20 protein-coding genes are annotated in these 24,055 nt (G+C 69.6%); 10 read left to right on the forward strand and 10 right to left on the reverse strand.

Translation table 11 applies throughout. The annotated features are described in order from the left end of the window. The first annotated feature begins 10 nt into the window (after positions 1–10). The 3 genes from GUY59_RS36865 to GUY59_RS36875 all read left to right on the forward strand — a co-directional run bounded on the left by GUY59_RS36865 (position 11) and on the right by GUY59_RS36875 (position 3,503). Positions 11–679, forward strand: a complete 669-nt coding sequence (locus tag GUY59_RS36865) for a DUF998 domain-containing protein (protein ID WP_138205676.1) — start codon at positions 11–13, stop codon at positions 677–679. A gap of 62 nt (positions 680–741) precedes the next feature. Next, positions 742–3,129, forward strand: a complete 2,388-nt coding sequence (locus tag GUY59_RS49320) for a sensor histidine kinase (protein WP_161714878.1) — start codon at positions 742–744, stop codon at positions 3,127–3,129. Further along, on the forward strand, positions 3,126–3,503 hold the full coding sequence (locus GUY59_RS36875; protein ID WP_132337515.1) for a DUF742 domain-containing protein: 378 nt from the start codon (positions 3,126–3,128) through the stop codon (positions 3,501–3,503). The genes GUY59_RS49320 and GUY59_RS36875 overlap by 4 nt, the downstream gene beginning before the upstream one ends. Before the next feature lie 14 nt (positions 3,504–3,517). Here GUY59_RS36875 and GUY59_RS36880 read toward each other — a convergent pair whose 3' ends face one another. The 6 genes from GUY59_RS36880 to GUY59_RS36905 form a co-directional block, all read right to left on the reverse strand. Beyond that, a complete protein-coding gene (locus GUY59_RS36880; protein WP_132337517.1) occupies positions 3,518–4,090 on the reverse strand; it encodes a GTP-binding protein in 573 nt (190 codons plus the stop codon). Then, a complete protein-coding gene (locus GUY59_RS36885) occupies positions 4,071–4,433 on the reverse strand; it encodes a DUF742 domain-containing protein (protein ID WP_138205672.1) in 363 nt (120 codons plus the stop codon). The genes GUY59_RS36880 and GUY59_RS36885 overlap by 20 nt, the downstream gene beginning before the upstream one ends. Then, positions 4,430–4,837, reverse strand: coding sequence for a roadblock/LC7 domain-containing protein (locus GUY59_RS36890; RefSeq protein ID WP_138205670.1), 408 nt, complete (start codon positions 4,835–4,837; stop codon positions 4,430–4,432). The genes GUY59_RS36885 and GUY59_RS36890 overlap by 4 nt, the downstream gene beginning before the upstream one ends. Continuing rightward, entirely contained in the window at positions 4,834–6,945 is a 2,112-nt protein-coding gene (locus GUY59_RS36895; protein WP_161714879.1) for a sensor histidine kinase, read from the reverse strand. The genes GUY59_RS36890 and GUY59_RS36895 overlap by 4 nt, the downstream gene beginning before the upstream one ends. A gap of 164 nt (positions 6,946–7,109) precedes the next feature. Continuing rightward, positions 7,110–8,099 carry a PrsW family glutamic-type intramembrane protease gene (locus tag GUY59_RS36900; RefSeq protein ID WP_138205666.1) on the reverse strand — a complete coding sequence of 330 codons (990 nt, stop codon included), beginning with the start codon at positions 8,097–8,099 and terminating at the stop codon, positions 7,110–7,112. Next, positions 8,096–9,682: an NAD(P)-binding protein gene (locus GUY59_RS36905; RefSeq protein WP_236667856.1), complete on the reverse strand. Its 1,587-nt coding sequence runs from the start codon at positions 9,680–9,682 to the stop codon at positions 8,096–8,098. Before GUY59_RS36905 ends, GUY59_RS36900 begins: the two co-directional genes overlap by 4 nt. A gap of 387 nt (positions 9,683–10,069) precedes the next feature. Between GUY59_RS36905 and GUY59_RS36910 the strand changes: the two genes are divergently transcribed. Continuing rightward, entirely contained in the window at positions 10,070–10,708 is a 639-nt protein-coding gene (locus GUY59_RS36910; protein WP_161714880.1) for a hypothetical protein, read from the forward strand. Between the two features lie 4 nt (positions 10,709–10,712). On the opposite strand, the gene GUY59_RS36915 is transcribed toward GUY59_RS36910, so the two are convergent. Both GUY59_RS36915 and wecB read right to left on the reverse strand, forming a co-directional pair. Continuing rightward, the gene (locus GUY59_RS36915) at positions 10,713–12,752 is read right to left on the reverse strand and encodes a glycosyltransferase family protein (RefSeq protein ID WP_132337529.1); all 2,040 of its coding nucleotides are present in this window, start codon (positions 12,750–12,752) and stop codon (positions 10,713–10,715) included. A 54-nt stretch (positions 12,753–12,806) separates the two neighbouring features. Further along, positions 12,807–13,937 (reverse strand): non-hydrolyzing UDP-N-acetylglucosamine 2-epimerase, encoded by a 1,131-nt coding sequence (wecB, locus tag GUY59_RS36920; RefSeq protein ID WP_138205662.1) that lies wholly within the window; start codon positions 13,935–13,937, stop codon positions 12,807–12,809. Between the two features lie 188 nt (positions 13,938–14,125). Here wecB and GUY59_RS36925 point away from each other — a divergent pair, with 188 nt between their 5' ends. The 6 genes from GUY59_RS36925 to hisC all read left to right on the forward strand — a co-directional run bounded on the left by GUY59_RS36925 (position 14,126) and on the right by hisC (position 21,829). Then, complete coding sequence (locus GUY59_RS36925; protein ID WP_236667857.1) at positions 14,126–15,676, forward strand: glycosyltransferase family 4 protein; 1,551 nt, start codon at positions 14,126–14,128, stop codon at positions 15,674–15,676. A 133-nt stretch (positions 15,677–15,809) separates the two neighbouring features. After that, positions 15,810–17,057 carry a nucleotide sugar dehydrogenase gene (locus GUY59_RS36930; RefSeq protein WP_269129002.1) on the forward strand — a complete coding sequence of 416 codons (1,248 nt, stop codon included), beginning with the start codon at positions 15,810–15,812 and terminating at the stop codon, positions 17,055–17,057. Positions 17,058–17,076: 19 nt separating this feature from the next. Beyond that, positions 17,077–18,165 carry a glycosyltransferase gene (locus GUY59_RS36935; protein ID WP_132337537.1) on the forward strand — a complete coding sequence of 363 codons (1,089 nt, stop codon included), beginning with the start codon at positions 17,077–17,079 and terminating at the stop codon, positions 18,163–18,165. A 33-nt stretch (positions 18,166–18,198) separates the two neighbouring features. Then, positions 18,199–19,986 (forward strand): DUF4434 domain-containing protein, encoded by a 1,788-nt coding sequence (locus GUY59_RS36940; protein WP_138205656.1) that lies wholly within the window; start codon positions 18,199–18,201, stop codon positions 19,984–19,986. 56 nt (positions 19,987–20,042) lie between these two features. Further along, entirely contained in the window at positions 20,043–20,708 is a 666-nt protein-coding gene (locus tag GUY59_RS36945) for an NUDIX hydrolase (RefSeq protein ID WP_132337540.1), read from the forward strand. Positions 20,709–20,767: 59 nt separating this feature from the next. Then, positions 20,768–21,829, forward strand: a complete 1,062-nt coding sequence (gene hisC, locus GUY59_RS36950) for a histidinol-phosphate transaminase (protein ID WP_171055542.1) — start codon at positions 20,768–20,770, stop codon at positions 21,827–21,829. Positions 21,830–21,834: 5 nt separating this feature from the next. On the opposite strand, the gene GUY59_RS36955 is transcribed toward hisC, so the two are convergent. Continuing rightward, complete coding sequence (locus GUY59_RS36955; protein WP_138205654.1) at positions 21,835–23,367, reverse strand: hypothetical protein; 1,533 nt, start codon at positions 23,365–23,367, stop codon at positions 21,835–21,837. A gap of 22 nt (positions 23,368–23,389) precedes the next feature. Next, positions 23,390–24,055 (reverse strand): carbohydrate ABC transporter permease (locus tag GUY59_RS36960; RefSeq protein ID WP_161714881.1); only part of this gene is annotated, 666 nt, incomplete at its 5' end.

The following is a 24,055-nucleotide window of genomic DNA, read 5'->3' on the forward strand; positions in this document are numbered from 1 at the left end:
GAGTAGGCCCATGACCGCAGCAAAGAGGCTCTACCCCCTGGTCGCCTGCGCCTCGATTCTGTTCTCGGTGGTCGCCGTGGTGGTCGTCCAGTGGGGTTCCGGCCCTTCCGTCGATCCCATGAGCATGACCGTGAGCGAATTCGCCGTGTCCGACCGCGGGGGCGTGACGGAGATGGCGATGGCGATGCTCGGGGTCGGGTCTTTGGTGTTGCTGGCGGGGCTGCGGTCCGCGGGGGCGCCCGTGCGGGGGATGCCCGGGCGGTTGCTGATGGTGTGGTCGGGAGCGCTGATCGTGGCGGCGATCATCCCGACCACACCCATCGGCCAGGATCTTGACGTGGCGGCGCAGATCCACAGGTACGCGTCGGTCGCGGCATTCGTGAGCCTGCCGGCCGCGGGAGCGCTGCTGGTGCCGCGGCTGACGGCGCACGCGGCGTGGAAGCCCGTCGCGCGGGCCGTGGAGTGGGTGGCGCTGGCGGGCGGGTTCGGGCTGCTGGCGATCACGTATGTGGCGCTGCCGGGCGAGGGGGTGTTGATCGGGTTGGTGGAGCGGTTGCTGCTGGCCGCGGAGGTGTCGTTGCTGGCGGTGCTCGCGGGATGGCTGGCGTGGCTGACCTGGCGTCCGAGTGTCGCGAAGGCCGCCAATTTCCCGGCATATCACAGATTTATCGCTAGTTGATCTTAAAACCATACGTATGGATGCTATTCTCTCCCGCGATCTTCTATCCGGGAGCAGGTGTCATGGCATCGGGCAGATCCATCAGATTCAAGATCTCGACGCTGCTCGTCATCCCCTTGGTCTCCCTGATCGCGCTCTGGGGCTTCGCCGCGAGCACCACGTCGGGAGAGGCGCTCAACCTGCTCAAGGTCGAAACCCTCTGGACCGGTGTCATCAACAACGCCGACAACCTGGTGTCCAGCCTGCAGGCCGAGCGGCTGGCCTCGGCGGAGCGGCTGGCGGGAGTGACGCGGGACCCCGAGGCACTGGAGCAGGCGCGGGGCAAGGTCGACGCGGCCAGGAAGAAGCTGCGTGAAGAGGCGCTGGCGCAGGACACCCAGGACGCCCTCACCCAGGACATGCGGACCCAGCTCCAGACCGTGCTCGCGGAGGCCGACCGGCTGCCCGAGATCAGGGGCAAGGTGGACGACCGCAGGTTCGTCGCGAGCAACCTCGTCACGGAGTACTCGAAGGTCTCCGACGAGATCCACCTGCTGTATTCGAGGCTCGTGGTCAGCACCGACCTGGAGCTGTCCCTGCAGGGGCAGGGCCTGATCGCCGCCGACCAGGCGCGTGAGCTGCTGAGCCGCGAGCACGCCCTGATCGTGGCCACGAACGGCCGCGCCACCATGCACGAGACCCACATGCTGGCCAGGATCGACGGCGCCAGGACGTACCTGTATCCCCAGGCCCTGGCCAACCTGGACACCGAGCTGCGGGCGCCGTTCGAGAAGTTGTACTACTCGCCCCGCTACGTCACGATGGAGAACCTCCTGGAGGGCTACATCGGCGGCCAGCGGGTGGACATCCAGCTCTGGCGGGGCATCTCCGACCAGGTGCAGGCCGAATACCGGGAGGCCATCGGCGGCACCGGCGACAAGCTGTTCGCCAGGATGGAGCCCGCGGGCGTGGGCATCCTGGTGCGGGCCGCCGTCGCGGGCGCGCTCGGCCTGATCGCGGTCGTGTTCTCCGTCTTCATCTCGATCAGGGTCGGCCGCCGCATCACCCGCGAGCTGGCCGCGCTGCGCCGTACGGCACTCGACCTGGCGGAGATCAGGCTGCCCGAGGTCGTGGCGAAGCTGCGCAAGGGCGAGAGCGTCGACATCGCGACCGAGGCCCCGCCCATCAAGGTGGGCGAGAACTCGACCAGCGAGGTCAGCGACCTCGCCGCGGCGTTCGACAGCGTCCAGAGCACGGCCGTGGACGCGGCCGTCGAGCAGGCCAAGCTGCGTGACGGCGTGGCGGAGGCGCTGCGCAACCTGGCCCGGCGCAGCCAGTCGCTGCTCCAGCGCCAGCTGCGGCTGCTGGACGAGATGCAGCGGCAGACGGAGGAGCCGGAGGCCCTGGAGCGGCTGTTCAAGATCGACCACCTCACCACCCGCATGCGCCGCCACGCCGAGGGCCTCGTGCTGCTGTCCGGCGGCTCGGCGGGCCGCAGGTGGCGCGGCGTCATCCCGATGGAGGACGTGCTGAACGGCGCGGCGGCGCAGGTCGAGGAGTACACCCGCGTCCGCGTCTATCCGATGTCCGAGTGCGGCGTCTCCGGCACCGCCGTGGCCGACCTCATGCACCTTTTCGCCGAACTGATCGAGAACGGCACCGCGTTCTCCTCCCCCGGCAACGAGGTCTCCGTGCGCGGCGAGATGGTCGGCAAGGGCTTCGCGGTCGAGATCGAGGACCGCGGCCTGGGCATGGACGAGCACACCCGCAGGGCCATCAACGAACGCCTGGCCAGCGCGCCCGAGTTCGACCCCGCGCAGACCGAGCGGCTGGGGTTCGCGGTGGTCGCGATGCTCGCCGCCAGGCACGGCGTCAAGGTCACGATCAAACCCTCACCGTACGGGGGGACGACAGCCATCGTGCTCGTGCCCGGATCGCTGGTGGAGCCCATCCCCACGCCCGTGCAGCCGATGGAGTTCGAGCCCGTGTCCGTGTCGGTCGTCAGGGACGAGCCGACAGGGCCGGGCGAGTTGCCGCGCCGGATCCGTACCAGCAGAAGGGCCGTGGCCCAGGGGAGCGGCCCCGCGGCCGTCCCGCAGCAGTCCCAGGGGAACGGGCGCGCGGCGGTGCTGCAGTCCCAGGCCGGTGGCCCGGCGGCGCTGCCACGGCGGCGCGACCCGGACACGGTCGAGCAGCCGCAGCGCGAGACGGGCCTGCCGCAGCGTGAGCGGAGGACCGGACGCCCTCAGCCGGAGCCTGAGACGGGGCTGCCGCAGCGGGAGCGGGAGACGGGGCTGCCGCGGCGTGAACGGCAGGCCAACCTGCCGCAGCGGCTCAGGGAGACGCCGCCCCCCGCGCCGCCGGTGTCCGAACGCTCACCCGAGGAAGCCAGGGCGCTGCTCTCCTCGCTCCAGTCCGGCTGGCAGCGCGGGCGGCAGGACAGCGAGCAGGATGGGGGATCCGAATCGTGAGTCGCGAGCACGAGTGGGTCGACGAGGAGGCGGGGCCGGTCGTCCGGCCGTACGCGGTCACCCGCGGGCGCACCAAGCCCACGTCGTCGTCGGCGCTCGACCTGCTGGCGACCGTCGTCTCGACGGGGCTGCCCGCGCCCGCCAAGGCGGAGCTCAGCTCCCAGCACCGCCGGCTGCTGACCTTCGTGACGGGGAAGGCCAAGCCCCTCGCCGAGGTCGCCTCGGACCTGAGCCTGCCGGTGGCCGTGGTGCGGGTGCTGCTGGGCGACCTGCTCGACCACGGCCTGGTGACGGTGCGCCCGCCGCGCGACAAGGCCGTCGCCCCCTCGGAGTCGCTGCTCCGAGAGGTGATCAACGGCCTGCGTGCTCTGTAGCCGGGGCCCCCGCGTCAGTTGGCGGAGGCGAGCGTCCGCAGTGAGTGCTCCACCAGGGTGATCATGACCTCCTTGGCGGAGTTGCGCCGCCGCACGTCGCAGAGCATGACGGGTACGTCGTCCTCGAGATCGAGAGCGATGCGTACGTCGTCGACGCTGTGCTGGGCGGCGCCGTCGAAGCAGTTGACGGCCACCACGAACGGCGTGCCCCGCTGCTCGAAGTAGTCGACGGACGGGAAGCAGTCGGTCAGCCGCCTGGTGTCGGCGATCACGACCGCGCCCAGCGCGCCGTGCGACAGTTCGTCCCACATGAACCAGAAACGTTCCTGGCCCGGCGTCCCGAACAGGTATACCACGAGACCGTCGCGGATCGTGATGCGGCCGAAGTCCATCGCCACGGTGGTGGTGGACTTGGTCTCGACGCCGTCGAGGTCGTCGACGCCGATCCCGCGGTCGGAGAGCACCTCCTCCGTGCGCAGCGGCTTGATCTCGCTGATCGACCCGACCAGTGTGGTCTTGCCGACGCCGAACCCCCCTGCGACAAGAATCTTCAGCGCGACGGGGTCCTCAGAGAGCACGGAGTCCATTGATCACTTCCTTGAGAATGCGCTCGTTCGAGCGCGCCCCTCCAGCCGAGGGCGACGTCACCGAGATGAGGTCGTTGTCACGCAGGTCGCCGAGCATGACCCGGACGACGCCGACGGGCAGATCGATCTCGACGGCCAGGTCCGCCACCGAGATCGGATTTCGTGCTGCCCGCAGGATCAGTTGCTGTTCTGGGCCGGGCTCGTCAGTCGGTTCGCCGATGACGCGCACGGTGGCCACGAGGTCGAACGTGTCTCCGGAGGAGTGCGTGCGACCACGGATGAGAGCATAGGGCCGCACGATCGGCCCCGCCTCCTCATCGAACCACTGCGGGCTATCGCTCATGACGTTCCAGCGCGTGGGTTGGTGCTGATGTGCTGACCCACCCGCTTGACCAGCATCGCCATTTCGTAGGCGATGTGGCCGACGTCCACGCTGGCGTCCGCGATGACGGCAAGGCAGGTGCCCTGTCCCGCGGCGGTGACGAACATGAACGCGCTTTCCATCTCCACGATGGTCTGGCGTACGTCGCCGCCGCCGAAGTGCCGCCCGGTGCCGCGGGCCAGGCTCTGGAACCCGGCGGCCACCGCTGACAGATGTTCGGCGTCGTCACGGGTCAGCCCGCTGGAATAGCCCACGGCCAGGCCGTCCGTCGACAGGATGACCGCCTGTCGGACCGCGGCGACCCTCGTCGCGAGGTCGTCCAGCAGCCAGTTCAGTTCACCGGTGTTGGTGGCCGGCACACTCATGCATCCCCCTTACTCATGGGCCCCTCCTCAGAGGCTTCTTCTCGGGCGCGTTGCGTTCCCCGCTGGAACGCGGAGAACAGGTCGCGTACCTCATCGGGAGAGCGATCGGCCTGCGGCTCCGGCTCAGGCGGTTGTTCTTCCTTGAGCTTCGGCGCGAGACGGGCCTGACGCACCCGCCTGGGCAGCCCGGCGTGGGTGCCCGAGGTCACGACCGCGAGCGCCTTCTTCCGCGTACGGCTCGGCAGGGCGGCCTTGCCGTCGCCGCCCGCCTCCAGTGTCGCCTGGTCGGTCACCATCGTCCGCGGCACCAGCACGATGGCCGTCGTGCCGCCGAAGGGCGAGCGTCGCAGGAGCACGTTGATGCCGTGCCGTTCGGCCAGCCTGGCGACCACGAACAGGCCGAGCCTGTCGCTGTCGGCCAGGTCGAACTCGGGCGGCGCGGCCAGCAGCGCGTTGAACTGGGCGTATTCGCCGGCCGACAGCCCGAGGCCTTTGTCCTCCACCTCGATGGCGTATCCGTTGCTCACCATGTCGCCGCGCACCTGGACCGTGGTGTCGGGCGGCGAGTAGATGGTGGCGTTCTCGACCAGTTCGGCCAGCAGGTGGGTGATGTCGGCCGCTGCGGCGCCGTCGACCGCGCTGACCGGCATCGACTCCACGGTGACCCTGGTGTAGTCCTCGACCTCGGCGACCGCGGCCCTGACGATGTCGATCACGGGCACCGGCTTGCGCCAGGCGCGTCCCGGCTCGGCGCCCGACAACACCATCAGGCTCTCCGCGTGCCGGCGCATGCGGGTGGTGAGGTGGTCGAGCCGGAAGAGCTCCTCCAGCCGGTCGGGGTCGTGCGTGCGGCGCTGCATGCCGTCGAGCAGCGCGAGCTGGCGGTGCAGCAGGCCCTGCTTGCGGCGGGCGAGGTTGAGAAAGACCTGGCCGACGCCGCGCCGCAGCGAGGCCTGGCCGACGGCCGCGTTGACGGCGGTGCGCTGCACGGAGCCGAAGGCCCTGGCCACGTCGGTGATCTCAGCGGAACCGCTCACCTTGATCGCCTTCGTCTCCTTCCGTACGTCGACGTCCTCGCCCCTGCGCAGCCGCGCCACGATCTCGGGCAGGCCTGTCTGCGACAGCTCGACCGCGGCGGAGCGCAGCCCGCCCAGCTCGCCGGCCAGACGGCGACCGAAGCGTACAGAGATGATGATCGACGCGAGCACCGCGATCAAACCGACGCCGCCCGCGACGGCGATCTTGACGATGGTGGAGGTGGCGGCCTCGGACGCGCGCGCGGTCACGATCGCGGACGACTCGGCGTTGATCTCGTCGAGCTGGGCGGTGAGCTGGTCGATGATCTCGTGCCAGCGGTCGTCCTTGGCGGGCAGTTCGCCCGACCCGGCGATGCGCGCCTCAAGGCTGGTGAAGGAGAGGAACGGGTCGGTGGCGAAGACCCGCTTGTACGGCTCGCGCAGCCGCACGTCGAGCCCGGCCATGCCGCGCGCGTGCAGGAACTTCCTGGAGGCGACGTACTCGGTGAAGGCGGCCGCCTCCGGCGCGCTGAGCCGCTTGGCGCCGAGCAGCCCGACGACGAGGGCGTGTTCCCTGGCGATGTACTCCCTGGCCATGCCCATGGCCTGCGTCGAGGAGGCCTGCTGGAAAATGGCCAGGTCGGAGACGGTGACCAGGTGGTCGTAGATCATGAAGAGCTGGTCGAGCACCTGGTTGTAGGCGTTGAGCGTGGTGAGGGGGTTGCCGCGGTTCCCGTCGACGGCGGTCCTGATCTGGGCGAGCCGGTCGAGGGCGACGTTGAGGTTGCCGATGGGGCGGCGCAGGTCGCTGTCGACGGCGTCGCCGGCTTCGTCGACGGCCCGGCGGAAGTCGTCGACGGCCTTGTCGGTGCGGGAGCGCTGGCCGCCGAGCACCTGAGCGTGCTCACCCGCGGTGAGTGGCTCCATCGAGCGCATACGTTCGGCCTGCAGCTGTAATCCCAGGTCGGTGGAGGTCACACCGATCGTCTGGTAGAGCGTGTCGGCCCGGAGTAGTGACTGGGTGTCGCCCATGGTGAGGTTGAGGACGAAACCCCACAGCGCGCTCAGAGACAGGAGGGGTAGCAGTAGCAATAAGAAGATCTTGAACCGAATTGACCGGTTTCGCGAGCCCATGTCCCAACCTCGAGTCGGGGGCATTTCCACACCTTGTGTAAATACACCTCCGGAAGATCGCACAGGAGACTAGCACCGTTTATGGTTCCCGCGCAGTGGGGGGAAGCCGTTCATTACCGGGATTATTGGGACGGGATCCTGACCTCTCGACGGGCCGCGGCGACGATTCTCTCCAGCCAGGCCAGCGCGACCAGCGAGATCACGATGAGTCCACCCCAGTTCACCAGGGTGTACACGTGCACCTGCCAGTCGGTCACGTTCGGCACCCTGCCGATCCGCAGCAGCTGGAACTGCCACGGCTGACCGGTCAGCACGAGGGTGACGGCGATCGCGATGGCGGTCATCGAATCCCACAGCGCGTGCAGCAGCGAGACCCCCAGGTACGTCAGCCACACGGGCGCCGTGAGCCGCCCGCCCGCGGCGAACAGCACGCCGCCGGCGATCGCCGTCCACAGGCCGTGCCCGACCGGCGTCAGGATACCGCGCAGCACCTTGGTCTCGACGAGCTGCACCAACGACAGGCCCCCGGAGGTGAACAGCGCGTTGAACGCGTACCCGGCGCTCTCGAACGCCGCGAACCCGAACCCCACCGTCGCCCCGAGGACGAGCCCGTCTTGTATTGAGGGCTGTGTTGACGGCGATCCTTCGGATCGCGGCTCGGTCGCTTCGGTCCGGGGTCTTCCCTCGTCGGTCGGTCGCTGCGCTCCCTCTCTTGTCGGTCCAGACCCCGGCGCTCCTTCGCGGGCTGATGGCGATCCCTGGAGGAGGGGACGGCTGATGAGGATCAGGGCGGCGAGTTTGACGCCCTCCTCGATCAGCCCGACCAGGACGTACATGAGGATCGACGGCCGGACGAGCCAGCTCTCCAGCAGTGAGGCGCCGAGCACGCCCAGCACGCCGCCCACCACGAAGGCGGTGAACAGCCGTTCGACGGTGACCCGGGGCGAGCGGCCCCGCCCGTACGCCCAGACCACGAACGTCACGGGCACGAGGAAGCTGCCGAACAGCACGACGGTCGGCACCAGGTTGGAGTTGCGCGTCCAGGCGGTGACGACGACGGTGGCCAGCCAGAGCGCGAACCCCGTCACGAAGACGCGCAGCCACGGCCTCATCGCGCGAGCTCCTCGACGGCGCGGAGCGCGGCGGTCGCGGCGGCGTCCGCGCGGCCGACGGGCGAGGAGTCGGAGCCCGCGATCGCGATCCTGCCGAACCTTCTTCGCGCGAGGTCCGACGGGAACGGCCCGTCGGGGTAGAAGGGGTGCCAGGGGCGGCAGTACTCGGGCGCGTTCGCGTGCCCCCACCGGTCGACGGTGATCGCCTCGATGTCCGCCGCGGGGTCGAAGCCGGCGGGGCCGAGCAGCCGGGCGAGCTGGTCGCGGATGGTGTGCTCCAGCCGCCCGTACGGCGTCCTGACCAGTTCCCGCCTGCCCGCCGCCGCGCCCGCGCCCGGCCCCAGCTCGGAGCGGCACGGCGTGGCCAGGAGGTGCACGGTGGCGGGCGGTTCGAACTCGCAGAAGCCCCAGTACGCGCCCGTCCACCGCACCCGCAGCACGCCGAGCCGCCGCCACGCCCGCGCGTCGCGCACCCGTACGGTGGCGTGCAGCAGCGGCACCCTGACGGCCGAGCGCAGCGCCCGCCGCTGGTCGTCGGGCAGTTCGGGCACCAGGTAGGGGATGACCGCGCTCCAGCAGGCCAGGATCACCGACCCGGCTTCGACGGTCATGACCTGGTGGCCGTCGAAATACCCCACGGTCGCCGCGCGTGCGCCGGCGCGCGCGAACACGACGGGGCTGGACAGGCGCAGTCGCGCCCGGTCGTCGGGCGGCGCGGTGACGCGGCCCGCGCCGGCGTTCGCCTGCCATTCCTGCCGCACGCTGGGCGAGTTGAGCCGGGAGGGTTTGTCCCGGTCGAGCCCGAGCCCGCCGAACCCCGGATAGCCGGAGGCCCAGGCGTCGATCGCGCCGAAGGCCCGGGTGTCGTAGGCCCATTCGCGGCACGGCATGGTCCTGCAGAACCGTTCGACGTCGGGGTGGACCCCGCACACCCGCAGCAGGAACTCGGAGTAGGTGAGCGCGGCGAGCCGTTCCTGCTTCTCCTCCGCCGACAGCCGGGGGAACCAGTCGGGCGGGTCCTCGTGGAGGATGCGCAGGTCGCGCCTGGCCCGTTCGGCGATCGGCGCCGCGTCGGCCCATCCGGGTGAGGAGAGCCTGACCAGGGTGTCCGTGCCGAAGGTCTCCGCGTCGCACATCACGCCGTCGGGCCGCTCCTCGCGGGCCCTGCGGCGCAGCGCGTCGCGCCGGGCCTGCCCGCCGGTCTCGTCGTGGTTGTCGAGGACGAGTACGGCGGCGCCGGGGTCGCGCCGCAGCCATTCGGCGGCCGCGCTCATGCCGCTGCGCCCGCCGCCGGCCACCACGAGGTCGTAGCGCTCGCCCGTCGGCTCCGGCGTGCCCGCATGAATCCAGAACCGCCCGTCCCGCAGCGCGTGCGGCACGCTGAGCGCCTCACTGGTGTCTCCCCGCACGGTGAAGCCGCCCGGCCGGTACGCCGCGTTCTGGAGCGTCTCAGCGTGCCCAGGGGCGCCAGGGGTCACACGTGCCGCCGCCGGGCTTCCCAGAGCGCTCACGGCTATGCCGTCGAAGAAGTCCCGGCGGGAAATGATCTGGTTCATCCCGAGGTCGCGTGGATTCAAGCCCATGGCGCGATCTTCAGCAGCCGGGCGAAAAGCGGCGTCATGCCGCGCAGTGGTTCGAGAAACATTTTGCGCGACCTATTACGGCGAATGCCTGATCGGGCCACCCGTCCGAAATGTCAGACCGGGGGGTCAAGTGACCGGCAAGGACCCCTTCGGCGCCTCCTGGCGGGCTCCGTCCGCCTGCGGCGGGCCACTGACCAGGACGATCGAGGGCCATGCCCGACTTCGCGCATATGCCGTAGAACAGGAAAATGCCGCGAAGCCACTGAATTCCGCGAATAGCGACGTTGCCAGGCTGTGTACTCCCCGAGTCCTCTAGCGTTTCCGACAATGCCGCGCGAGTGAATTGGAGCGTATATGCTTAAGACCATTTCTGGCATATGTCTGGGCATGCTGGCCCTTGCCGGATGTTCCTCCGGTGAGGAGCCGGCCGCGCCCGCAGCCTCGGCGTCCGCGTCATCGCCGTCCGCCGCCTCGGCCAAGCTCCGCGCCGCCCTGCTGCCGGTGCCCGACGGCATGCACGTCGCGTACGGCCCCGAGCTGGGCGCGTTCGGCAAGCTCAAGTCCACCCAGCAGGGCATCGCCGCGCTGCGCCAGGCCAAGCTGCAGCGGCCGGAGTGCGCGGGCGCGGCCCAGCTCGACATCGAGCAGCCCGACGTCGCAGGGGCGCCCGCCGCGGTGATCGCGTTCGCCGCCGAGCGCGGCTCGATCACGCAGGCGGTGGTGTCGTTGCCGTCCAAGTCCTTCCCCAAGCCGCTGCCGCGCCAGTGCGCGAGCTACACGGCCGACGTGGGAGGCACACAGGTGACGTACAAGACCAGGACGCTCAACATGCCGCGCAAGGGCGACGAGTCGCGGGCCTACCTCACCTCGGCCGCCGGCGGCGAGAAGAACGCGCAGATCGGCTCCGTCATGATCAGGCGGGGCACCGTGGTCATGAGCATGCTCGTGGTCGGCCAGAAGGTGAAGGCGCAGGGCCTGTACGAGCTGGCCCGCCTCGCGGACAAGAACCTCGAACAGGTCGTGTGACGGCTCAGATGAGCACGTGGTCGTCAGGGCGGCCGACGAAGGCGAACTGCGCGTTGCGGGTCAGCTTGATGTGGTCGGCCTGCCACGTGTGCATCGAGGCGTCGGCGCTGCGCCAGTAGACGAAGTTGAAGCGGTCCGCCGAGTAGATCTTGACGGAGTCCTCCTTCAGCCGCCGTACCAACTCGGTGTCCTCGCCGCGGGTGATGTCCGCGAAGCCGTACGAGCGGAACATGTCGGCCTTGCCGAGGAACGTGCCGCCCTGGACGAGGAACGAGTAGCGGTGCTCCAGGCCGGGCAGGCGCAGCATGGTCGTGTTCATGCCCTCGAAGTACGCGTAGTGCGCGCCCTTGCCGACCAGCTCGGCGTCGGAGTAGTCGAACGCCCTGACCAGGTCCGACAGATAGTGCTCGCCGTAGAGGTTGTCGTCGTCCATCTTGGCGATCAGGTCGCCCTCGGCGGCGGCGATGCCCAGGTTCATGCAGGCGCCGAGCGAGAGCGAGGCATCCGCGGGCAGGACGGCGACGTCGGTGATGCCCGCCATGCGGGCCTTGTCGGCGACCACGACCGGGTCGATGTCCAGGCCGTGCAGCACCATGACGAGCTGGAGCGGCCGGTGGATCTGGCGGGCCACCGACGAGATCGCGTGCTCGATCTGGGAGGCGCGGTTGGTGGGCAGCACGACCGAGATCGAGCGCGACCGGGGCTGCGCCTGCTGCCCGAGGACCTGGAGGACCTGGTCGACGCGGTGCGAGAAGAGATGTTTGTCGAAGACCTCGCGCATCGCCAGGTGGCCCGTCCTGGCCCGCAGCTCGGGGCTGTTGATCAGGTGCAGCACCTGGTTGTACGACTCGATCGGCTCGCGCGCGATGGGCACGAGGTCGCCGAAGGTCTCCTCGACCGCCCGTGACCATCCCGACACGACGGGGGTCGCGCAGGCCGACAGCTCGAAGACTCGGCGGGCGCACATGGTCGGCGAGTCGAGCACGGAGTTGACGTTGAGGAAGACCTTGTACATCCGGTACGCGGCCAGCATCCGGTCGTAGGGCAGCTCGCCCACGATGTGCGGCCGGTACTTCTCCGGCCAGGCGTACTTCTCGTCCACTTCGCCGTTTCGGGCGAAGATGTGCAGGCCGAGCTCCCTGATCGGGTCGAGAACGGTCTCCATCTGCTCGCGGCGCTCGGCGTGCTTGTCGCGGAAGTACATCCCGGCGAACACCACGTCGTGCAGGCGGCCCTGGCGCTGCTGGATGGGGTTGTGCACGCGGGGCTGGGCGGCGAACTGCAGCACGTCCACCCGGTCATGTCCGAGAACTTCGCGATATTTCGGCAACATGTCGCCGTCGCAGGTGAACACGTAGTCGAACAGTTTGGCCGTGTCGATGAAGAAGTCGAAGTTCGGCGGGTCCTCCTTGTTCCAGAAGACCGTGGGGATGCCCTCCCCCCTGCACCAGGCCACCAGGTCCCGCAGCGGCTCCTTGGGGGCGTTGGTGCCGGTCATCTGGTAGCGCCAGCGACCCTGGTTGCCGTGCCAGGCGGACTCGCAGAACAGCAGGTCGGGCCGCTTGTCCGCGAAGATCTCCGGCCAGTCCTTGAGCCCGAACTCGATCTGGTCCCACTCGTAGCGGAAGGCCATCCTGGAGAAGTCGTCGAGGATCACCGCGACCTTCAGACCGGGCCTGTTGACCGGGCCCGACGGCCACTTCACCGCCGGCACCTCGACGAGCGGCGGCCGGTTGTTCGCCGTCTCGATGGCCTCGGTGACGGGCGTGGGCGGCTTGGGGGCCTTCTGCCTCGACCGGACCGCTTCGACGATCTTTCCCGGGCTCTTCGAGCCCAGCGCCTCGCCCAGCTTGAACGTGCGCTTGGCCTGCGTGGCCTCCAGCTTCCAGTTCGCGTAGGCGGCCTTGGCCTCGGCGATCTCCAGCCGCCGCCGCAGCTCCCTCAGCTCCGCCTCGTACCGCTCGACGACCTTGCGGTCCTCGGGCAGCCAGTTGACGGGGCCGAGTCGCTGGTAGGTGGGTGGTTCTTCGGGTTCTGGGGCCATGGTGGGACGCCTAACGCTCAGCGGAGGTACATCATGCTACGGCGGAAATGGCCTCTATTCGGGGCGTTTGCCCTGACTGGCAGGGGCCAGGTTGTCCCCCTTGAGCCAGGCGGAGATCACCTTGGCGATCCGCGGTCCTGCCTGGCCGTCCCACAACACGGGCAGCTCGCCCGCCGGCGTCGAGGCGCCGTCGGCCAGGGACTTCTCCGCCGCCGCCGGCAGCAGCGCGGGCGTGACCAGGCGGTTCGTGCCGTGCGTGATCGTGATCGGCCGTTCGGTGTTGGGTCGTACGGTCAGGCACGGCACGCCCAGCACGGTTGTCTCCTCCTGCACGCCCCCGGAGTCGGTGACCACCAGCGCGGCCCCGCGTACGAGTGAGAGGAAGTCCACATAACCCAGCGGATCCACCACCCTGATCGAGCCGCCGTCGACCAGGCCCGCCTCGGCCAGCCTGGCCTTGCCCCTGGGGTGCACGGGCACCACCAGCGGGATCTGCCGCGACACGTCGAGGACCGCGTCGACCAGCTCCTTGGCGGCCTCGGCGGTGTCCACGTTCGCCGGCCTGTGCAGGGTGGCCACGGCGTAGCGGCCGGGCAGGCCGAGCTGCTCCACCACGGGCGCCGGGTCCAGCGAGGGCAGGGCGGCGTACAGGCTGTCGATCATCGGGTTGCCCACCAGGTGGACCTTGGAGGCGGGCACGCCCTCGGAGGCGAGGTAGGACAGCGCCTCGGGCGAGGTGGCGAACAACACGTCGGCCAGCGCGTCGGTGACGACCCGGTTGACCTCCTCGGGCATGCCGCGGTCGAACGAGCGCAGCCCCGCCTCCACGTGCGCGGTCCGTACGCCCAGCTTGGCGCAGACGAGGATCGCGGCCAGCGTCGAGTTGACGTCGCCGTACACCACGACCAGGTCGGGCTCCTGCTCCTGGACGACCTCCTCGAGGCCGACGAGCAGCGCCGCCGTCTGCTTGGCGTGCGAGCCGGAGCCCACGCCCAGGTTCGCCACCGGCTCGGGCAGGCCGAGGTCGGCGAAGAACACGTCCGACATCAGCGCGTCGTAGTGCTGACCGGTGTGGATGATGCCCTGCCGCACGCCGAGTTCACCGAGTGCCCGGACCACCGGGGCCGCTTTCACGAAATTGGGACGAGCACCCAAAACGTGCAGGACCAGGGGGTTCTCCCTCATTGACCTCGCCTTTCATAGCGGAAGGGAAAAAACGTTGCCTATGGTACGGTCCCACCGTGGCATCCGACGCCAGTCGTCAAGACTCCCCCCGCTCATCCGACAGGGTTTCAGCGAAGTCCGCCCGTGCCGGCGTCGGTGGACTTCTCAAGGGCTTCGTCCAGCACCCGATCATCGTTTCCCGGGTGGTCATGACGAAGGTCAGGTCCGACCCCGTTCGCGTGGCCCAGGCCGCCGCCGACACGCTGCCGCCCAGGATGCGGCCGATCGTGGGCAGCGTGGCCTGGCCGGCCGCGCGCAGGGCCCGGCGCATGGTGCGCAAGTTCGGCATGCGCGTGGTCAAGGGGCCGTGGAACGAAGCCAAGGCCCACTGGGACGCCGGCCGCGTCAGCGAGGCCGCGGCCGTGCTCGAGGCGCACACCAAATACCCCTTCGTCAAGCGCAGGGCCGCCTACTACCGCGGTGAGCTGGCCGCCATCAGCCCCGACCCGATCCCGCCGGGCCCCAAGGTGGCCCTCCTGACCCGGGTCCAGAACCGCGTGCTGCACGTCGTCACCAACGCGCTGCCGTACACGCAGGCCGGCTACACCGTGCGCACCCACCGCATCGTCACCTCGCAGAAGGCCGCGGGCATCGACCCGCACGTGGTCACGAGCTGGGGCTGGCCCATGTTGCAGGGTCACGCCGACGCGGCCCCGTACGAGGAGATCGACGGCATCCCCTACTACCGGCTGCTGCCGGACGGGCACGGGGAGATGCCGTTCGAGACCCAAGGCCGCATCACGCGGGGCGCCGACGGGGTCACCAAGCTGGTGACGGAGCTGCGGCCGCAGGTGGTGCACGCCGCCACCGACCACCGCAACGGCTCCATCGCCCACGCCGTGCGCGACAGGACGGGCACGCCGTTCGTCTACGAGGTGCGCGGCTTCCTGGAGGAGACGTGGGCCTCCCGCGACCCGGTCCGCGTCGGCAGCCAGCGGCACGTGCTCCAGCGCGAGCGCGAGGCGTTCCTGATGCGCGAGGCGGACGCCGTGGTGACGCTGGCCGAGACGATGGCCGCCGAGATCGTCGAGCGCGGCGTGCCCAGGGAGAAGATCCACCTGGCGCCCAACGCCGTGGACGACTCGCTGCTGTCGGCCCACTACGACGGCGCCTCCTTCAGGCGGGCGTACGGCATCGAGCCGGACGAGATCGTCGTCGGGTCGGTGTCGAGCATCGTCGCCTACGAGGGGTTCGCCACCCTGCTGCGGGCCGCCGCGCTGCTGCGCGACGACAGCACCCCGGTGCGGGTGCTGCTCGTCGGCGACGGCACCGAGCGTGACAACCTGCTCGAACTGGTCGACGAGCTGGGTCTGCGCGACGCCGTGCTGCCGGGGCGGGTCGGCCCCGACGAGGCGCTGCAGGCGCAGGACGCCATCGACATCTTCGTCTGCCCGCGTGAGGACCTGCGCGTGTGCCGACTTGTTACGCCATTGAAACCGGTCGAGGCGATGGCGCTCGGCAAGCCGGTCGTGCTCAGCGATCTGCCCGCGCTCTCCGAGCTCGTCGGCGGCGACGGCGCCGGAATGCTCGTGCCGCCGGGCGATCCCGCCGCGCTGGCCAAGGCGCTCGCCGGGCTCAGGGAAGATCCCGCCAAGCGCGCCGAGATGGGTGAGGCGGGACGGGCGGAAGTGGCCGCGAAGCGCACGTGGAGCCGCGTTGCCGAGACTTATCAAGCTCTATACCGGTCACTTGCCGAATGATGACCTTCGCGTTGGCTGTCTCTTACGACGGGTTCGGTCGCATTAGGCGTGAGCTAGGTGGAGTTGAGATAACCTTTGCGACCATGAAGTGTTGTATCCGGCTCCCTAAGGCACGGCTGTGACAGAAATCGACTTGGCTGTCATCGGTCTGGGCTACGTCGGCATGCCGCTCGCCAAAGAGGCGGCGGGCGCCGGGTTGCGGGTCGTCGGCGTGGACGTCGACCCCCGCAAGGTCGACGCGCTCAACGCCGGGCAGTCCTACATCGATGACTTGACCGACGCGGACCTCGAGCACATGCTGGCCAACGGGTTCAGCGCCACGCTCGACGAGACCGTGCTGGCCAGGAGCAACACGATCGTCATCTGCGTGCCCACCCCGCTCGACGAGGACCACCGCCCCGACCTTTCGGCCGTGGAGGGCGCCACCAAGACCGTGGCCCGCAACCTCGGCAAGGGCACGCTCGTCGTGCTGGAGTCCACGACCTGGCCGGGCACCACCGACGAGGTGGCCAGGCCGCTGCTGGAGAGCTCGGGGCTCGTCGCCGGCGAGGACTTCCATCTGGCGTTCTCGCCCGAGCGCATCGACCCGGGCAATCCCAAGTTCGGGCTGCACAACACCCCCAAGGTCGTCGGCGGCTACACGCCGACCTGCCGCGACCGCGCGACGGCCTTCTACGGTCGCTTCATCGAGCAGGTGGTGCCGGTCAGCGGCACCCGCGAGGCCGAGATGGCCAAGCTGCTCGAGAACACCTACCGGCACGTCAACATCGCCCTCGTCAACGAGATGGCGATCTTCTGCGACGAGCTCGGCATCGACCTGTGGGAGTCGATAGAGGCGGCCGCCACCAAGCCGTTCGGCTTCCAGAAGTTCCTGCCGGGTCCGGGCGTCGGCGGGCACTGCATCCCCGTCGACCCGTCCTACCTGTCCTACACCGTGCGCAAGCTCGGCTACCCGTTCCGGTTCGTGGAGCTGGCGCAGGAGATCAACGAACGGATGCCGTCGTACGTGGTGGCGCGCGTCCAGCGGTTGCTGAACAGCAACAAAAAGCCCGTCAACGGCGCCAAGGTGGTTATGCTCGGCGTCACTTACAAACCGGATATCGCCGACGAGCGTGAGACCCCGGCGCTCCCAGTGGCGCGAGCGCTGCTGGAGCTGGGGGCCGAGCTCTCGTTCGCGGATCCGTACGTCAAGGAGTGGTCGGTCGACGGCACCGCGGTGCCGCGTGAGGAGGATCTGGCCGAGGCCGTGACCAACGCGGACGTGACGCTGCTGCTGCAGCAGCACGCCGCGTTCGACCTCGACATGGTCGAGGCGAAGGCCAAGCTCGTGCTCGACACCCGAGGCGTTCTCGCCGAGGGTGAACGCGTCGAGCGGCTGTAGCGACGGAGGGCTGCGCGCAGTGCACGTGCTCGTCATGACGGTGGTGCATAACCCCGAGGACGCCAGGATTCTGCATCGGCAGATCCGCGCTCTCGTGGATGCCGGTCATGAGGTCACGTACGCGGCGTCGTTCACCGCTTTCGGCGTCGTCCCTCGTCCTTGGGTCACGGGCGTCGATCTGCCCAGGGCCTCGCAGCGCAAACGCCTTTCCGCGGTGTGGGCCGCGCGGCGGCTGTTCAAGCGCATGCGCGACAAGGTCGACCTGGTCCTGGTCCACGATCCCGAGCTGCTGTTCGCCGTGTGGGGCATGCGCAACCGGCCGCCCGTGGTGTGGGACGTGCACGAGGACACCCCGGCCACGCTCTCCCTGAAGCCGTGGCTGCCCTCGCCCCTGCGGCCCCCCGTCCGTTTCATGGCCCGCATGCTGGAAGGCACCGCCGAACGGCACATGCACCTGATGCTGGCCGAGACGGCGTACGCGGGCCGGTTCAAGCACGCCCACCCCATCGTCCCCAACGAGACGTGGGTGCCCGACTCCGTGACCCCTCCCGGCGACGACCGGGTGGTCTATCTCGGCTGGCTGTCGCGGGCCAGGGGCGTGATCGAGGCCGTCGAGGTGGCCAAGCTGTTGCAGCCGTACCGCGTGGCCGTGGAGCTGATCGGGTACGCCGACCCGCAGAGCCGTCCGATGCTCAACCAGGCCGTCACCGAGGGCCTGCTGGAGTGGCGCGACTTCATGCCCAACGACGAGGCGCTCAAGCGGCTCGACGGGGCGCTCGCGGGGCTTTCCTTACTCCACGACGAGCCCAACTACCGGCATTCCATGCCGACCAAGATCGTTGAGTACATGGCCCACGGCATTCCCGTCATCACCACCCCCTCCCCGCGCGCTGTCGAGCTGGTCGAACGCTACGACAGCGGCGTCGTGGTGCCGTGGGAGGACCCCAAGGCGGTCGCGCAGGCCGTCCTGACCCTCCGCGACGACGTGCGGGAACGACGGGCGCAGGGGGCGCGCGGCTACGCCGCGGCCCGAGCCAACCACCACTGGCCCAACTCAGCCAAGCGGTTCGTCACCCAGCTGGAGTCGTGGGCGGGCGTCACCCGATAACGGTTCTCTTCCAAGGGCGGTAGGTTCCTGAACGTGCGCTGGATCTTTCTCGCTGTGGGCGCGGCCATTGCGGCCGTGGTCGCGGCGGCGATCATCGTGCTTCCCTCCTCGTCGGAGAAACCGGTCGCCACGCCGGCGACGCCCAAGCCGTCCAGCACCGAGCCGACGCCCAAGGTGAGCGCGGTCACCGACCGGTGTGGAACGTTCGAGACCAAGGAGCAGGCCCCCTACGCCGTCACCGGCTACTGGATCACGCCCAAATCCAACCCGTGCACCTGGCGCAAGCAGCTGCAGGAGATCCACAGCGTCGGCGGCGACACGATCATCAGGATCGGCTACGGCCTGCAGTATCGCCCCGTCACCGGCTCCGGCGAGATCAAGACCAAGGACGGCGAGCTCGACCCGCTCTACGAGGCGTGCGAAGAGGACGGCCTGACCTGTCACGACGCCGCCGAACGGGACCTCAAGAGGGCCAACCCCGGCAACCGGATCGGCCGCACGTACGTCTACCGCACCGACGAGTCGTTCGGTGAGAGCCTGTACCGCTGCCCCGAGATGGAACACGCCATTCAGACGCCCAAGCGCACCTATTTCCGGCTCATCACCCAGCCGGACGGCTCCGACGACTCCACGTGCGACTTCAGCGGCAAGGCCACCTCCTACGACATGATCCTGGTCGCCGGCAAGCCCACGGACAGCCTGAAGGAGCTGCTCGACCTGGCCGACCAGTTCGGCATGAGGGTCTTCCCCGCGCTGCCGCTCGCCCCCCGCGACCCCAAGACGCCGATCAGGGCCAACAAGAAGCACATCGGCACGCTCACCACGCTGACGCGGCGCATCCTTCAGGACTACGGCGTGCGCTTCGCCGAGCGCGAGTCGCTGGGCGGCGTCTACCAACCGTTCGAGGTGCAGATGTCCGACACCCTCGACGGCAACCCGACGCTGGAGGTCTACGCCGACCAGCACCGGATCGTGGCGCAGGAGTTACCGGGCAAGCCCATCCTGATCAGCCCCTACCTGGACGCGCGCAAGCGGGTGGCGTTCGGCCAGACGCCGAAGCAGGTGGCCGAGGGGTTCCGGGCGCTGGTGAAGACGGGCGTCGGCATCATCGCGCCGCAGGACAGCCGGGGCACCGGCAAGGTGGGCCTGTTCTGGCCCGACGAGCGCGAGAACGAGGTCGACGAACGGCTGCGCCCGGTGGTGGGCGAGTCGACGTACGACACCGCGTACCACGGCTCCACGCGCGACTACTACCGCGAGATGTCGATCGCCCGTGAAGAGATGCTCATGGCCGGCCACGAGGTGCAGCTGTGGGCGAACGTGGAGGCGTTCGAGCCGTCAGGCGACCAGCCGTGCGCCCCGCAGGGCACGCGCGGCAAGACCGACAAGAAACGCATCGACCAGGCCGTGACCATGGCGGGACGCTACGTGCAGAAGATCGTCTCCTACATGTGGAGCGACTTCATGACGTGCGGCAGCCCTTCGCTGGAGAAGGAGATCATCGCCGACTGGCGGCGGCCGATCGCGGTCGACGCGATCAGGCGCGGGCGTGACAACCAGGACGGCGTGGAGGTGCGCGGCTACAACTTCCAGGGCGCCACGGTCACCGTCCAGTGGTCCGGCGGGACCCAGGAGCTGGCGGTGTCCTCGGTCGGGTGGCTCGACGAGGACCCGCTGGAGGAGCTGCCCGAGGGCATGGCCACCGCGTGGGTGCCGTTCAACTGGTCGCAGGTGCCGGCCGGCGAGTGGGTCAGGATCGGGGTGAAGGTGCCGTCGGGACTGTCGACGACGGAGCCGCTGCACGTGCGGATCGACACCTGACAGGGGGCCGCGGCGGCGTTCGCTCCCCGTCCGCGGCTGCGTGTAACGTGCCTGCCATGGTCCCGAGCATCCCGGTCAGCGTCGACCTGGTCGTGCTCACCGTCCGCAACCAGGCGCTGAGCGCGCTCGTGTGGCGCCGCGACAACCCGCCGTTCCTGCGCCGCTGGTCGCTGCCCGGCGGCTTCATCCAGCTCGACGAGGACCTGCCGGCCGCCGCCCACCGCATCCTGTCCGAGCGGGCCGGCCTCCCCGGGGCCCCGGTGCATTTGGAGCAGCTCCAGACCTACGGCTACCCCGACCGCGATCCCCGCCAGCGCGTCCTGAGCGTCGCCTACCTCGGCCTCGCCCCCGACCTGCCCGCCTCGGAGAAGGCCCACATGAGCTGGCGGCCGGTCGACTCGCTCGCCGTCATGGCCTTCGACCACCGCCGCATCATGAAGGACGGCGTCGAGCGGGCCCGCTCCAAACTGGAATACACCCCGCTGGGCGCGGCCTTCTGCCCGCCCGAGTTCACGGTGGCCGACCTGCGCCGCGTCTACGAGATCGTCTGGGGCAGGACGCTCGACCCGCGCAACTTCCACCGCAAGGTCACCAAGGCCGAGGGCTTCCTGGTGGAGACTGGCGCGACCACGACCCGCGACGGGGGCCGCCCGGCCAAGCTCTACCGCCGGGGCCCCGCCGAGCTGCTCCACCCGCCGATGTTGCGCACGCTGAAGGACTGACGCGGGGCGTACGGCACCGGGTGGTGCTTCGCCGCGCCGGGCCTTCTACAGTGGGGGCCATGCCTCGTTTCCGCCAGATTCTCGACACCATGGCCCCGTACAAACCGGGCAAGGCCGTAGCGGCTCCTGACGGCAGGTCGTACAAACTGTCGTCCAACGAGACTCCGTACGATCCGCTGCCGTCCGTGGTCGAGGCCATCGCCGAGGGGGCGCGGCGGATCCACCGTTATCCCGATCCCGGGGCGACGAGGCTGACCGAGGCCATCGCCGCGCGTTACTCCGTGCCGCCCGAGCACGTCGCGCTCGGGGCCGGGTCGGTCACGGTGGCGCAGCAGTTGTTCGAGACGGTGGGCGAGCCGGGGGTGGAGGTCGTCTACGCGTGGCGCTCCTTCGAGGCCTACCCGCTGCTCGCCGACCTGGCCGGCGTCACCTCGGTCATGGTGCCTCTGGCCGGCGAGGACCACGACCTCGACGCCATGGCGGAGGCGGTCAACGACCGCACGCGCCTGGTGTTCGTGTGCAACCCCAACAACCCGACGGGCACGGCCGTGCGCCGCGGCCCGCTGGAGGCGTTCCTCGACCGGGTGCCCGAGCACGTGCTGGTCGTGCTCGACGAGGCCTACATCGAATACGTGCGCGACGACGACTTCCCCGACGGCCTCACCCTCTACCGCGACCGGCCCAACGTCTGCGTCCTGCGCACCTTCTCCAAGGCGTACGGGCTGGCCGGCCTGCGGGTCGGCTACATGATCGCGCAGGAGCCCGTGGTGTCGGCCGTGCGCAAGACGATCATCCCGTTCGCGGTCAACCACCTCGCGCAGGTCGCGGCCATCGCCTCGCTGGAGGCCGAGGACGAGCTGCTCGACCGGGTCGAGCGGGTGGTCAAGGAGCGCACCCGGGTCAGGGAGTCGCTGCTGGGGCAGGGCTGGACGGTGCCGCCCACCGAGGCCAACTTCGTCTGGCTCCGGCTCGGTGGGCGCACCCTCGACTTCGCCGCCGCGTGCGCGGCGGAGGGCGTGGCGGTCCGGCCCTTCGCCGAGGAGGGCGTACGCGTCTCGATCGGCTCACCCGAGGCCAATGACGCGTTCCTGGCGGCCGCCGCCTCCTTCGCGGCGAAGTAGGCCCGTCACTTTCGCCGGCGGGCCTGCCAGTTGAGGTAGGCCACGCCGGCGAGGTGGGAGCCCTGGCCGGGTTCCAGCGCGCGGGCCTCGTAGATCGACTTGGCATGCTCGAAGACCTTCTGGTCCCACTGCGCGACGGCCATCCACCGCGGCGCCTGGAGATACTGGCCCGAGGAGGCCAGGCCGCCGGTGCCGTCGACGCGCAGGAACGTGGTCGGCACGCCTTCGGGGTCGGTGGTGGCCATGTTCCTGCTGTAGGACCTGGCGAACCTGGCCATGTCGGCGCCGTTGAAACCGAGCTTGTGGCGGAAGGCGAGGGCGGCGAACTCCGCGTCGATCGCGCCGTGGCTCAGGTCCTCGATCTGCTGGGCGCCGTTGCCCGACGGGGTGAACTCGGAGAGGTCGTCGTCGCGCGAGAACCCCCGGTAGGTCGCGCCGAACGAGGGCCAGTACGGCCAGTGGTAGGCGTCCTTGTCGTTGGTCCTGAGCTCGCGGGCGAAGGTACGGGCCATGCGTTTCGCGCGGTCGGCGTAGGCGGGGTCGCCGGTGGCGGCGGCGATCTCGGCGTAGGTGAGCCCGAGCGCGAGGAACTGGTTGGTCGGCATCTCGGTGCCGTCGTAGGCGAGCGGGGTGCCCTTGACCCAGGAGAGGTGCCCGCCGTCGTCGCTCTGTCGCCATTCGCGGTCGTGCACGGCGGCCGCGGCCTTGGCGGCTTCGAGGTATTCGTGAGCCTTGGCCCGGTAGCGCGCGTCGGCGCGGAGCTTCGGCGTGCCCAGCACGATCCGGGCGAACGACGCGATCGGGTAGGTGATCATGCCGGTGTGCACGGCGAAGATCACGGGCTGGGAGACGAGCGGGGTCGCGCCCTGGGCGGGAAGGGTGATCTCCCCGCCCTCGCGCAGGTCGCGCGCGGTGACCTGGGTGGGCGTCGGGTAGGCGTCCAGGATCCTGCGTACGGCGTGGTCGGGGGAGTCCGGGTCCATGGACAGGTCGGTGAACGTGGCGACCGCGTCGTTCCGGCTGTTCTTCACCTCTAAGGTGAAGCGGTCCTCGGCAGCGCCCGCGCGTACGGTGGCCGTGGTCAGGTCGGCGTACGACAGCGAGCTGCGCACCTCCAGCACGGGCCGGCCGGACGAGTCCTTCAGCGCGGCGACGCCGACGGTGTAGGGGTGCGTCGCCCGCCACGCCGGCAGCGACTCGCCGCGGTAGTCGGCCACGCCGCGCTCGGAGTCGCGGTTGCCCAGCACGAGGTCGATGTTGTTGACGAGCCGGTCCAGGTAGTGGGTGTCGCGGTAGGCCTCGTACATGCGGATGAAGCCTGCCAGCACGTACGACTGACCCCAGGCCAGGCCGCCGTGCTCGTTGTTGTCGGTCGGCTGCCCCACGCCGCCGCTCTCGTGGAAGATCCGGTCGAACAGGTCGAACGTCTCCCGTGAGGTGTAGTCGTGGCCCGCCGAGGCGCGAGCCGTGCCCGTGTGCAGGGTGCCCAGCGCGCCCACCGCGAGCGCGCCCAGACCGAACTGCCTGCGTGTCAACATCGTTGTGTCACCTCCGGCGGCGTCAGCCCTTGACCGCGCCGCGCATGCCTTCGAGTACGTGCCGTTGCATGATCATGAAAACGATGACGACCGGAATGATCGAGACGATCGTCCCGGCGGCCAGACTGCGGACATCCGTGCCGGTGATCCCGGCGAGGTAGGCGATCCCGAGCGCGACCGGGTATTTCGCGGAGTCCTTCAGCACCACGAGCGGCCAGATGAAGCTGTTCCAGACCGAGATGAAGCCGAAGATGCCGAGGATCGCCAGGGTGGGCCGGGCGGCGGGGAGCATGACGTGCCAGAAGATCCGCAGCTCGTGGCAGCCGTCGGTGCGAGCGGCGTCCACGACCTCGCGGGGGACGCCCGCGAACGTCTGCCGGAGCAGGAAGACCCCGAAGGCGGAGAGCACCCCGGGCAGGATCACCCCGGCGAACGTGTCGGCCATCCCGAGCTCGGAGACCACGAGGAACCTGGGGATGAGCATGACCTCGCTCGGCAGGAACATCGTGGACAGGATGGCGAAGAAGATGAGGTTCTTGCCCCTGAAGTTCATCAGGGCGAGCGGGTAGGCGCACAACGCGGAGACGACGATGTAGAGCGGCACCGTCACACCGACGTAGATCACCGAGTTGAGCAGGTAGGTGGGGAAGGGGATGGCGGTCCAGGCCTCGATCACCCAGTCGAGCAC

The sequence above is a fragment of the Nonomuraea sp. K271 genome (genome assembly GCF_009908215.1).
GTDB classification, from domain to species: Bacteria; Actinomycetota; Actinomycetes; order Streptosporangiales; family Streptosporangiaceae; genus Nonomuraea; species Nonomuraea longispora.

Excerpts from the sequence above, each read along its gene's own strand:
- GUY59_RS36865 (WP_138205676.1), top strand. The coding sequence starts at position 11 with ATGACCGCAGCAAAGAGGCTCTACCCCCTGGTCGCCTGCGCCTCGATT.
- GUY59_RS49320 (WP_161714878.1), top strand. The coding sequence starts at position 742 with ATGGCATCGGGCAGATCCATCAGATTCAAGATCTCGACGCTGCTCGTC.
- GUY59_RS36880 (WP_132337517.1), bottom strand. The coding sequence starts at position 4,090 with ATGGACTCCGTGCTCTCTGAGGACCCCGTCGCGCTGAAGATTCTTGTC.
- GUY59_RS36885 (WP_138205672.1), bottom strand. The coding sequence starts at position 4,433 with ATGAGCGATAGCCCGCAGTGGTTCGATGAGGAGGCGGGGCCGATCGTG.
- GUY59_RS36890 (WP_138205670.1), bottom strand. The coding sequence starts at position 4,837 with ATGAGTGTGCCGGCCACCAACACCGGTGAACTGAACTGGCTGCTGGAC.
- GUY59_RS36900 (WP_138205666.1), bottom strand. The coding sequence starts at position 8,099 with ATGAGGCCGTGGCTGCGCGTCTTCGTGACGGGGTTCGCGCTCTGGCTG.
- GUY59_RS36905 (WP_236667856.1), bottom strand. The coding sequence starts at position 9,682 with ATGGGCTTGAATCCACGCGACCTCGGGATGAACCAGATCATTTCCCGC.
- GUY59_RS36910 (WP_161714880.1), top strand. The coding sequence starts at position 10,070 with ATGCTGGCCCTTGCCGGATGTTCCTCCGGTGAGGAGCCGGCCGCGCCC.
- GUY59_RS36915 (WP_132337529.1), bottom strand. The coding sequence starts at position 12,752 with ATGGCCCCAGAACCCGAAGAACCACCCACCTACCAGCGACTCGGCCCC.
- wecB (WP_138205662.1), bottom strand. The coding sequence starts at position 13,937 with ATGAGGGAGAACCCCCTGGTCCTGCACGTTTTGGGTGCTCGTCCCAAT.
- GUY59_RS36925 (WP_236667857.1), top strand. The coding sequence starts at position 14,126 with ATGACGAAGGTCAGGTCCGACCCCGTTCGCGTGGCCCAGGCCGCCGCC.
- GUY59_RS36945 (WP_132337540.1), top strand. The coding sequence starts at position 20,043 with ATGGTCCCGAGCATCCCGGTCAGCGTCGACCTGGTCGTGCTCACCGTC.
- hisC (WP_171055542.1), top strand. The coding sequence starts at position 20,768 with ATGCCTCGTTTCCGCCAGATTCTCGACACCATGGCCCCGTACAAACCG.
- GUY59_RS36955 (WP_138205654.1), bottom strand. The coding sequence starts at position 23,367 with ATGTTGACACGCAGGCAGTTCGGTCTGGGCGCGCTCGCGGTGGGCGCG.